Origin of the sequence: Actinomyces naeslundii, from assembly GCF_001956585.1 — a bacterium.
Taxonomy (GTDB): Bacteria; Actinomycetota; Actinomycetes; order Actinomycetales; family Actinomycetaceae; genus Actinomyces; species Actinomyces naeslundii.
Window position 1 is genome coordinate 90,200 of the sequence record NZ_MSRR01000027.1, and the last position, 10,064, is coordinate 100,263.

The 10,064-nt window shown below is 66.9% G+C and carries 8 protein-coding genes; 6 read left to right on the plus strand and 2 right to left on the minus strand.

Features of this window, described 5'->3' with window-relative positions:
- The 3 genes from BKH33_RS11415 (at window position 1) to BKH33_RS11425 (ending at window position 2,845) form a co-directional block, all read left to right on the plus strand.
- Complete coding sequence (locus BKH33_RS11415; protein ID WP_003781208.1) at window positions 1–867, plus strand: ABC transporter ATP-binding protein; 867 nt, start codon at window positions 1–3, stop codon at window positions 865–867.
- A 248-nt stretch (window positions 868–1,115) separates the two neighbouring features.
- On the plus strand, window positions 1,116–2,171 hold the full coding sequence (locus BKH33_RS11420; RefSeq protein WP_003781214.1) for a zinc-dependent alcohol dehydrogenase family protein: 1,056 nt from the start codon (window positions 1,116–1,118) through the stop codon (window positions 2,169–2,171).
- A gap of 122 nt (window positions 2,172–2,293) precedes the next feature.
- On the plus strand, window positions 2,294–2,845 hold the full coding sequence (locus BKH33_RS11425; RefSeq protein WP_003781193.1) for an NAD(P)H-dependent oxidoreductase: 552 nt from the start codon (window positions 2,294–2,296) through the stop codon (window positions 2,843–2,845).
- An 83-nt stretch (window positions 2,846–2,928) separates the two neighbouring features.
- Here the strand turns inward: BKH33_RS11425 and BKH33_RS11430 are convergent, their stop codons facing one another.
- Window positions 2,929–3,423 carry a GNAT family N-acetyltransferase gene (locus BKH33_RS11430; protein WP_003781197.1) on the minus strand — a complete coding sequence of 165 codons (495 nt, stop codon included), beginning with the start codon at window positions 3,421–3,423 and terminating at the stop codon, window positions 2,929–2,931.
- A 93-nt stretch (window positions 3,424–3,516) separates the two neighbouring features.
- Window positions 3,517–4,845, minus strand: coding sequence for an NAD(P)H-dependent oxidoreductase (locus BKH33_RS14335; protein WP_003781203.1), 1,329 nt, complete (start codon window positions 4,843–4,845; stop codon window positions 3,517–3,519).
- 260 nt (window positions 4,846–5,105) lie between these two features.
- On the opposite strand from BKH33_RS14335, the gene BKH33_RS11440 reads away from it, so the two are divergent.
- From BKH33_RS11440 to BKH33_RS11450, 3 genes are all read left to right on the plus strand, one after another.
- Complete coding sequence (locus tag BKH33_RS11440) at window positions 5,106–5,999, plus strand: inositol monophosphatase family protein (RefSeq protein WP_003781220.1); 894 nt, start codon at window positions 5,106–5,108, stop codon at window positions 5,997–5,999.
- 109 nt (window positions 6,000–6,108) lie between these two features.
- Window positions 6,109–7,221 (plus strand): ATP-binding protein, encoded by a 1,113-nt coding sequence (locus BKH33_RS11445; RefSeq protein ID WP_003781224.1) that lies wholly within the window; start codon window positions 6,109–6,111, stop codon window positions 7,219–7,221.
- Between the two features lie 246 nt (window positions 7,222–7,467).
- Window positions 7,468–8,325, plus strand: a complete 858-nt coding sequence (locus tag BKH33_RS11450) for an undecaprenyl-diphosphate phosphatase (protein WP_003781216.1) — start codon at window positions 7,468–7,470, stop codon at window positions 8,323–8,325.
- The last annotated feature ends 1,739 nt before the right edge of the window (window positions 8,326–10,064 follow it).

The following is a 10,064-nucleotide window of genomic DNA, read 5'->3' on the forward strand; positions in this document are numbered from 1 at the left end:
GTGCCTGCTCCCGTCTCAACGGAGGCACCCGCGGACGCCCAGGCCCCCACCACGGGCCTGGGCGTCCGGGGCATCCACCTGGCCTACCATCCCGGTCACCCCGTCATTGAGGACCTGAGCACGGCCATCACCCCAGGCGCGGTGACGATGATCGTGGGTCCCAACGCCTGCGGGAAGTCCACGCTGCTGCGCGCCATGAGCCGGGTCCTCTCCCCGGGCACCGGCCAGGTGGTCCTCGACGGTCGCGATATCGCCACCCTGGCCCCCAAGAAGCTGGCCCGGCGGGTGGGCATGCTCGCCCAGTCCTCCATCGCGCCGCCCGGGATCACGGTCCACGAGCTGGTGGCGCGCGGGCGCTATCCGTATCAGTCGCTCCTGCACCAGTGGTCGGCCGACGACGACAAGGCCGTCACCGAGGCCATGGAACGCACCGACGTCGTCGGCCTGGCCAAGCGGCACGTGTCCTCCCTCTCCGGCGGGCAGCGCCAGCGGGTGTGGGTGGCCATGGCCCTGGCCCAGCGCACCGACATCCTCCTGCTCGACGAGCCGACCACCTACCTGGACCTGGCCCACCAGGTGGACCTCCTCGAGCTGTGCCGCGACCTGAACACCGAGCTGGGCACCACGATCGTGGCGGTGCTCCACGACCTCAACCAGGCCTGTCGTTACGGGGACGAGGTGATCGCCATGCGCGCCGGCAGCATCCTGGCCCATGGCCGTCCCGAGGAGGTCGTCACCGCCGAGATGGTCGAGGAGGTCTTCGGCCTGGCGGTCCAGGTCATCTCCGACCCGCTCACCGGGACCCCACTGGTTCTGCCCCTGCCGCGCCGGGCATGCGGGACGACGTCGGCCGGTGAGGCCGGGTAGGGACCGGAAGGGCCCGCAATCGGGCTTCGGCCGAGCGCGATCATCCGCGAGCGCCCGCGATCGTCACTGCCACTCGTCGGCACCGGTCTTCGCCCGCGCTCGCGCCGATTACGCCGTGCCCTCAAGCCGAGACCGATACTCCACGATCCCGCTGGGTGGCCCTGACAGAACCTGCCAGGCGGTGGACCCGCGTCGAGACGCGCGTTTAGTCTTCACATATCAACCTGCACTGATGTGAGGACATACCCGTGACTGCTTCTGCTCCTGCCCTGCCCACCACCATGCGTGGCGTCGTCATGCACGCCGCCGGTGACATCCGCGTCGAGGACCGTGAGGTCCCCCACGTCATCGAACCCACCGACGCCGTCATCAAGCTCGAGGCCGCCTGCGTGTGCGGCTCAGACCTGTGGCCCTACCGGGGCATCCAGCCCCTGGAGAAGGCACGGCCCATGGGCCACGAGTACGTGGGCACCGTCGTCGAGATCGGCGACAAGGTCAAGAACGTCAAGGTCGGTGACTTCGTCGTCGGCTCCTTCTGCCTGAGCGACAACACCTGCGAGATCTGTGAGGACGGCTACCAGTCGCGCTGCGCCAACGGCGGTTTCATCGGCGACACCCAGGCCGAGTACACGCGCGTGGCCCTGGCCGACGGAACCCTTGTCGTCGTCCCCGGCGGCAGGCCCGAGGACCCGGAGATCATCGCCTCGCTGCTGGCCGCCTCCGACGTCCTGGGCACCGGCTGGTTCGGGGCCGTGGCGGCCCAGGCCGGTCCCGGCAAGACCATCGCGGTGGTCGGTGACGGCGCCGTGGGACTGTCCGCGGTGCTGGCTGCCAAGGCCCTGGGCGCCGAGAGGGTCATCGCTTTCTCCCGCCACGAGGACCGGGCCGCCCTGGCCCGCGAGTTCGGCGCCGACGTCATCATCGCCGAGCGCGGTGACGAGGGCGCGGCGAAGGTCAAGGAGCTCACCGGCGGCTACGGCGCGCACGGCGTCGTCGAGGCCGTGGGCAACCAGACCTCGATGATGCAGGCCATCGCCTCCTGCCGCCCCGGCGGGCACCTGGGCTACGTGGGTGTGGCCCATGGCGTCTCTCTGCCCGGGGACCAGCTCTTCTTCGCCGAGATCAACATGCTGGGCGGCCCCGCCCCTGTGCGCCGCTTCCTGCCCGACCTCATCGACCGCATCCTCAAGCGCGAGATCAACCCCGGCAAGGTCTTCACCCTGCGCCTGTCCCTGGAGGAGGCCGCCGAGGCCTACAGGGCCATGGACGAGCGCCGCGCCATCAAGGTTCTCCTGGAGCCCTGATCCGGTCCGCACCCGCACGGCGCCCACGGTGCGTAGCATCTGGTGGGAGGGCACGACGTCGTTGACGTCTCCTCATCGACCGACGCACCGCCCGCCATCACCATCTGAAAGCAGGAGCGTTCATGAAGACCCTCGTTCTCGTCTTCCACCCCGACATGTCCGCCTCACGCGTCAACCGCCTCCTGGCGGCCAGGGCCGAGACCCTCGGTGACGACGTCACCGTGCGCTATATGTACGACACCTACCCGGACCAGAAGGTCGACGTCGCCGCCGAGCAGGCCGCCCTGGAGGCCGCCGACCGGGTCGTCCTCCAGTTCCCCATGTACTGGTACTCCACCCCAGCCCTGCTCAAGCAGTGGGAGGACGACGTGCTCCTCTACGGCTGGGCCTACGGCTCGACCGGCAACGCGCTGGCCGGCAAGGAGCTGCTGGTGGCCGTCAGCACCGGCGGAGCCGGTGACGCCTACAGCCGCGAGGCCTCCTACGGCTACACGATCACCGAGCTGCTGCGTCCGCTCCAGGCGACGGCGAACATGGTCCAGATGGCCTACCTCGAGCCCTTCACCACCACCGGGACCCTCACCATCACCGATGAGGCCCTGGCTCAGCGAGTCGAGGACTACGCGGCCACGCTGGCGAGCAAGGACCTGCCCGTCCTGGAGCCTCACGGCTGAGCGCGCCAGCACGTAGCTTCATATGCCCGAGGGCCCCGGACCGGCGAACCGGCCTGGGGCCCTCGGTGCGTCTCGCGTGAGTCTCAGTCGCCGTCGGCCAGGTCCTTGAAGTAGCGGGCCACCGGCCAGCGCTGGAAGCCGAGCCCCTCGTAGGTCGCGCGGGCCGGGGCATGTCCGTGGTCCCCGCCGGTCTCCACAATCACCATGGCCATCCCGGCGGCCCGGGCCCGCTCCATGGAGTGGTTCATGAGGGCCCGCCCGATTCCGCGGCGCTGGTAGTCGGGGTCGACGACGACAATGTAGACCTCCCCCATCCTGTCCTCGGGGTGCAGGCGGGTGCACACCCAGCCCACCGGTCGACCGTCGAGGACGGCGACGTCGACGCCGTCGGGCTCGCCGTCGAGGACCTCGGCAAGATCCGCGGCCTGCCGCTGCCGCCAGCCCTCGGGGTAGAAGGAGCGGTAGACGAAGGCGGGCACGTCCTGCTCCATGAGCGGGAACACCGGGGCCCAGGCGCGCAGGGACAGGTCCAGCAGCGCCTGGCGCTGCTGTGGCCGGTACGCGACGATCTCAACCATGCCGGAATCCTACGGCGCGCTCGGTGTCAACGCGCGGTCCCCGCCGGCGATCGCGCCGACGGGGACCCAACGGGCTCAGGGGCGAACAGCGCCTCAGCCGAAGATGTCGAGCATCGGAAGCTCGGCGGTCTGGAGGACCGCGGCGTAGTCCTGCGCGCGCCGGGCGATGGCCTCGTCGGTGATCTCCAGGGCGCCCACAGACAGGAAGGGCACGGCGTACTTGGTGCCGATGACTCGCGAGGTGCCCTGCATGGGGCGCAGGAACTCGTGGATGGTGTAGATGTGCGCGCCCTCGCGGCCGTAGGCGCTGCCGGCGCCGCCGACGCTGACGGCCAGGAGGAGCTCCTTGCCGTGCAGGGCGGTGCCGGTCGAGCCGTAGGCCCAGCCGAAGGTGAGGACGTCGTCGAGCCACTTCTTGAGCAGGGGCGGGCAGGAGAGCCAGTACATGGGGTACTGCAGGACGATGCGGTCGGCGCCCAGCAGGGCGGCCTGCTCGGTGGCCACGTCGATGTTGAAGTCGGGGTAGATGTCGTACATGTAGCGCACGGTGATGTTGCCGCCGAGCGACTCCGCCGTGGCCCCGAGGGCCTTGTTGACCCGCGACTCGGAGATGTTGGGGTGGAAGACGAGAACGAGAGTGTTCACGGAGGACTCCCTGGTGTCGTTGGGCTGTGATTCGGGGGATGGTCCCCGTGAGGCGCCGTCACTCCCGGCGCCGGAGGTGGACAGGACGCTGCTCAGGCCGGAGAAGCCGCCGATGATGACCTCCAGCTTGGGAGCCATCGCGCCGCGGTCCAGCCAGGACTCCTTGGGGCGGAAGGGGACGCGGTCGGCGTCGTCACCGCTGTGGAGATGGTGCGACCGATGCATACCCAGGGCGGCGCTCGAGCCGCCGAAGCGCTCGTCCCACATGCGGGTGGCGATGTCGATGCCGCGCTCGCTGCGGCCCGGCTGGCGCTCGGACTCGACCGTCTCGGCCATGGCTGCCGCCTGCTGGTGGGAGGTCAGGACCGTCGAGAGGGTGTAGTTGAGCGCCAGGTAGGCGTCCTCGGTGCGCAGGCCGCCCGAGACGAGGGCGTTGTGGGCACGCTTGGCCACGGACATGAAGGGCACATAGGCCCAGGCCAGGTCGATGAGCGTGTGGTCGAGGCCGGGGTTGGCGTCGAGCACGTCCCACAGCGAGTCGGAGAGCTGCCGCAGGTAGTCCTGCCAGCTCAGTCCGGTGGGCGGCAGCGTGACGTCGGCCGAGACGCGCTCCAGACAGGCCACGAGCAGGTCGTCGCGCGAGCTGACGGTGCGTCCCAGATCGGCTGTACTCACCCCCAGTCGACGCGCCACCTTGCCCATCGTGAACCGGTCTACGCCGAGCTCGAGAGCGGCTGTGACGACGTCGTCCCTGGTAAAACCGGCATTATGCTGCATAGAGCCTCCCGGGTTGGGTCATGCCCGTCAGCGTAACGAACCAGTAACAGGCAGCCAAATCGGATCCGCCTATCCGCGCGATGTTCGACGTCGTTTTTCCGCAATATGGCAGTAAAATATGGCGCGCCCCCTCATCCCGCCACCACCGCCCGAAATCTCAAGGTTTGATAACGACTCGGCGTGGTTCGACGGCGCCCGGTCGGTGGCGCGCCCGACGCCCCGGGGCGCACCCGAGCCCGCTCCCCCGCTACCGTGGTGCCATGAGCGAGACTCCCCGCCCACAACGCCCCGTCTTTCCGGAACCGCCCGCGGCACCCTCGCCGGCAGCGGCGTCGCCCGCCCCGACGGCGCCCCCGGCCAAGCAGCGGCGCTGGCGTGATGACCTGCACCTGGCGCACACGATCGCCAACAAGGTGGACAGCCTCACCCAGGCCCGTTTCGACGCCGGCAACTTCACCGTGGAGACCAAGTCGGACCTCACGCCGGTCACCGAGGCCGACCGGGAGGCCGAGCGCGTCATCCGTGAGCAGCTGGGGCGGGCGCGCGGACGCGACTCCGTTCTGGGCGAGGAGCTGCCCACCACCGGGCACTCCTCACGACAATGGGTCATCGACCCGATCGACGGGACCAAGAACTTCGTGCGGGGCGTGCCGGTGTGGGCCACGCTCATCGGCCTCATCGAGGACGGCCAGTGCGTCGTCGGGCTGGTCTCCGCCCCCGCGCTGGGGAGGCGCTGGTGGGCCGTGTCCGGCGGCGGAGCCTGGACCGGGCGGTCGCTGAGCTCGGCGCGGCGGATGTCGGTGTCCGGCGTCGACGACCTCACCCGGGCCTCGATGTCCTACTCCTCGCTGTCGGGGTGGGCCCAGGCCAAGCGGCTGCGCGGGATGCTGGGGCTCATGCAGTCGTGCTGGCGCACCCGCGCCTACGGGGACTTCTGGTCCTACATGCTTGTGGCTGAGGGCGCCGTGGACCTCGCGGCCGAGCCCGAGCTCGAGCTCTACGACATGGCCGCGCTCGTGCCCGTGGTCACCGAGGCGGGCGGGCGCTTCACCTCGCTCGACGGCGAGGCCGGACCCTTCGGGGGCAACGCGGTGGCCACGAACTCGCTGCTGCACGACGTCGCCCTGAGCCACCTGGGCGCCGAGACGGACTGAGTCGCCGCAGCCGGCCGAGCCTTCACCTCCCATCACTGGATCTCAGCACGCCCTGAAGTTATAAAAGATCTAAAAGATCTAAAACGCGCAAAAGTGGAGACGATCACGCATGGCCAACCCCTTCAAACCCACAGCGGGCGCAACGCCTCCCTTACTTGTTGGCCGCAACCGCGTCATCGAGGAGTTTCTGGAGAGCCTCGATGACGGCCCCGGAGCACCCGGACTCCTGGAGCTCATCACTGGCGCTCGGGGCGTCGGGAAGACCGTCATGCTCACCGCACTGGGAGACTCGGCACGAGAGCGCGGCTGGGTGGTCGTTGATGAGACCGCACGCGAGGGACTCATGGATCGCCTCGCCGCCGAATTCACTCGCCAGTTATCGCAGCTCGCCGGCAAGGAGCGCTCACGGTTGACCTCCTTGAGCCTAAGCACACCGCTCGGAGGCGGTAGCGCAACACTCGAGCACGCACCTGCTCCTGAGCCCTCCTGGCGGCAGAAGGCGCGAGCACTGACCCAGTGGCTCGCGGAGCACGGCACCGGCCTGCTGCTCACGATCGACGAAGTGCATGCCATTCCGCGCGAGGAACTGCGAGCCCTGTCCGCAGAGGTGCAGCACCTCATTCGCGAAGGGGCTCCCATCGGCCTGCTCATGGCAGGACTCCCCAAAGCCGTTGAGGAGCTCCTCAATGACGACATCACCACCTTCCTGCGTCGAGCCGAGCGGATAGAACTCGGTGAGGTGGCCATCGACGACGTCTGTGAGGCCCTGAAGTCGACCTTCGACACGGGCGCGAAGGCGTTGAGCAACGACCTGGCCCAGGAGTGCGCGAACGCGACCGGCGGTTACCCATTCATGATCCAGCTCGTGGGGTACCAGGTGTGGAAGCACAGTGGCGATGGCCCAGTGACCCAGCCAGCAGTCGCCGCAGGAACGACCGCTGCCCGACTGCGCCTCGGCAACCTGGTTCATGCTCCGGCACTACGCGACCTGTCCGACGTCGACCGCACCATGCTCGTGTGCATGGCCAAGGACGACGGCCCCTCACAGATCGCCGACATCGCCGAACGCATGGATCGCCCTGTCAACTACGTGTCGGTCTACCGCAACCGGCTACTCGCCGCCGGGATCATCAAGACCGCCGGCTACGGCAAGGTCGACTTCGCCGCCCCCTATCTGCGTGAGTACCTGCGCGAGCACGCAGCGCACCTCGTCATGGAGTGAGGCGCAGCCGCAGCCGACCACCCGCAGCCACACGCCGGGATCACACGGGCTGGACTTGCTACGCATCCAACGTTATAAAAGGGACACAAACTGATACGCGGCCGTAGAACTGGGCCTTTGACCCGGCGTCGCCGCGCGGCTGAACCGCCACCGCTGCGGCGGGTACCACAGTTACCCGGCCGTTTCCCCACCTCGTGCGCCGGTAACCTGCCGTGAGTCCACCATCCGTCCACCCCAGGAGTCCCTTTGAACTGGCTGCACGCCGTCCTCCTCGGCATCGTCGAGGGCATCACCGAGTTCCTGCCGGTGTCCTCCACCGGGCACCTCAACATTGTCGAGAAGCTGCTCGGCTACGAGATCAACTCCGCGGGCATGACCGCCTTCACCGCCGTCATCCAGGTGGGTGCGATCCTCGCCGCCATCATCTACTTCTGGGCCGACATCGTCCGGATCATCACCGCCTGGTTCAGGGGCATCAAAGCCCGGTTCAAGGGCCTGGACAACCAGCAGGCCCGCCAGGACCCCGACTACACGCTCGGTTGGGGCATCGTCCTGGGCTCGATCCCGGTGGCGGCCGTCGGGCTGCTGTTCAAGGACTTCATCGAGGGACCGGTCCGCTCCCTGTGGGTGATCGCCGGTGCCCTCATCGTGTGGTCGGCGGCCATGTGGATGGCCGACCGCCAGCAGAACTTCACCAAGGGTATGAAGGACGTGACCGTCAAGGACGCCCTCATCATCGGTGCGTTCCAGGCCCTCTCCCCGGTCTTCCCCGGCATCTCCCGCTCCGGGGCGACGATCTCCGCCGGCCTCTTCCTCAAGTTCGACCGGGTGACGGCCACGCGCCTGTCCTTCTACATGGGCATCCCGTCCCTGGTCGCGGCCGGGCTGCTGGAGGCTGCAACCGAGGCCGGCACCATCAGCAATACCGTGGGCTGGACGCCCACCATTATCGCGACCGTCGTCTCCGGCATCGTCGCCTACGCGACCATCGCCTGGCTGCTGCGCTTCGTGTCCTCCAACAAGTTCACGTCCTTCCTCGTCTACCGCGTACTGCTGGGCCTGGTCATCATCGCTCTGGTCTCCGCCGGCACCATCGCCGCCTGACGGATTCCTCTTCACCGGCATCGACATTTCTCGCGTGGATGTTATGTCTCTGGAGCTTGAGGTTTTCTCACCAGAAGCCTTTGTGGAGGGTGAGGATGACCAGTACCAGCCCCTGTGTAGCCCTTGTCTGCCAGGGTGGGCAACCCCAGTGAGGCCGCCTTGGTTAGGACCAGGAACTCGCGATCAACCTCGTTAGGTGTGCGATATCCTAGGTTCGCGATCACCTTCGCCGGACGGTTCGAGAGAACTACTCACTCAAAACCGCCGGATCCTCACACGCCACTTAACGGTCAGAATCGCGTGTATGTTGACTTGCATCGAAAATCTCGGGGTATACTGGCATCATGTCGTCGAGGGATGCTGATCTAGACCGACCGAGCTGGATGCGTCTGTGCGCGTGGAGCGCATTTTTTTCCACCCTACCGTCAGGCATCTGGCGCGTGCTCATGATTGTTGGATTCATGCCTGGAACGGCCGATTTTCGCGCCTTCCAGCTTGCTGGCGAACCCGCACTCGGATACGTCTACGTCTTTGGGTTGAGCATAGTGCAGGTGACGTGCGGTTATCTGGCCGTAGGACTCATACGGCCATGGAGTGAGCGCCTCGGGCAGTGGCGCATACCCGCCAGGCTGCCAGCGGTCCTCGGCGCTGTTGGCTCACTGGCTTTGATTTGGATCTTCAATGTGCAGATGGTCGCGAACGTCGCGTTTGGACACCGACCCGACGCTGGCCTGATCCATAACTGGGCACTGGCTGTCATGCTGTGGTGCTACCTGCCTATTCTACTCTGGGGGCCGATGACGCTGGTAACGGTATGGGGCTACTGGCAGTGTCGGGTACATGAAAATAGTGACTCTCGGGGTGAGAGTGGAGTGAAATAGATTTTTTGGACATTGAGGCTTATTCAGTGGTAAAGGAAGTGTAGGCCGATGATGGCTGTGATGGTGGTGACGAATGTGTCGAGTGGTCGCCTGTAGTCGGTGTGGCGGATGCGCCGGTTCTTGAGGCGAACGATGGCTTGTTCCACGGGCCATCAAATTTGATTGATTCGGGTATTGCGGTTTTCTCACTGGAGGTGGGTGCTCGTGGTCTGAGCGCTGAGACGGCGGGAAAAGGTGGATAGGGCCGAGGTGGGGTGTGTCGGAGCGGGGTGCACGCGGAGCCGTGCGTCAGAGTTGTTTTTGACCAAAAAAAACTGCCCGTAAGGGAAGTTCCGCGTGCTGTCCTACCGTGCCACTCTCGACTTACCCATCGCTACTGTGCGTATCGTCAGCGGCTGATTGATCGCCTACCGCCGCGCCCAGGACATCCACCCGCATCAGAGGGCGGCCACGACCTGGGGCCAGGCCATCCTGGTGCTAACGTGGCTCAAGGACGGCGCCGAGGAGGTCGGTGACTGACCACAACAAGCCGTCGTCATTGATATCGGTGGGCTGTGAGACAGTATCCGCATGCGGATCCTCCACACCTCCGACTGGCACCTGGGGGCGCACCTTCCACGGGCGCGTGCTCGATGACACGACCCCCCTTCGGTGACCATCTCGTCGAGGTCGTCGCCGAGTCAGTCAATGCCGTAAGAATTCTGTTTCAGCACTGCTGACCGCTTGTACGATAGCGGCATGGCCGATCCCATCTCCCTCGCTGTTCTGTCTGCCAGCATCGCCGGGCTGCTCATGCGCGGAGCCGCTGTGGCCGTTGATCCTTCGTGGGGCAGCGCGGCGTCACTGCCAAGCGATGCC

Excerpts from the sequence above, each read along its gene's own strand:
- BKH33_RS11445 (WP_003781224.1), top strand. The coding sequence starts at position 6,109 with ATGGCCAACCCCTTCAAACCCACAGCGGGCGCAACGCCTCCCTTACTT.
- BKH33_RS11425 (WP_003781193.1), top strand. The coding sequence starts at position 2,294 with ATGAAGACCCTCGTTCTCGTCTTCCACCCCGACATGTCCGCCTCACGC.
- BKH33_RS11440 (WP_003781220.1), top strand. The coding sequence starts at position 5,106 with ATGAGCGAGACTCCCCGCCCACAACGCCCCGTCTTTCCGGAACCGCCC.
- BKH33_RS11430 (WP_003781197.1), bottom strand. The coding sequence starts at position 3,423 with ATGGTTGAGATCGTCGCGTACCGGCCACAGCAGCGCCAGGCGCTGCTG.
- BKH33_RS14335 (WP_003781203.1), bottom strand. The coding sequence starts at position 4,845 with ATGCAGCATAATGCCGGTTTTACCAGGGACGACGTCGTCACAGCCGCT.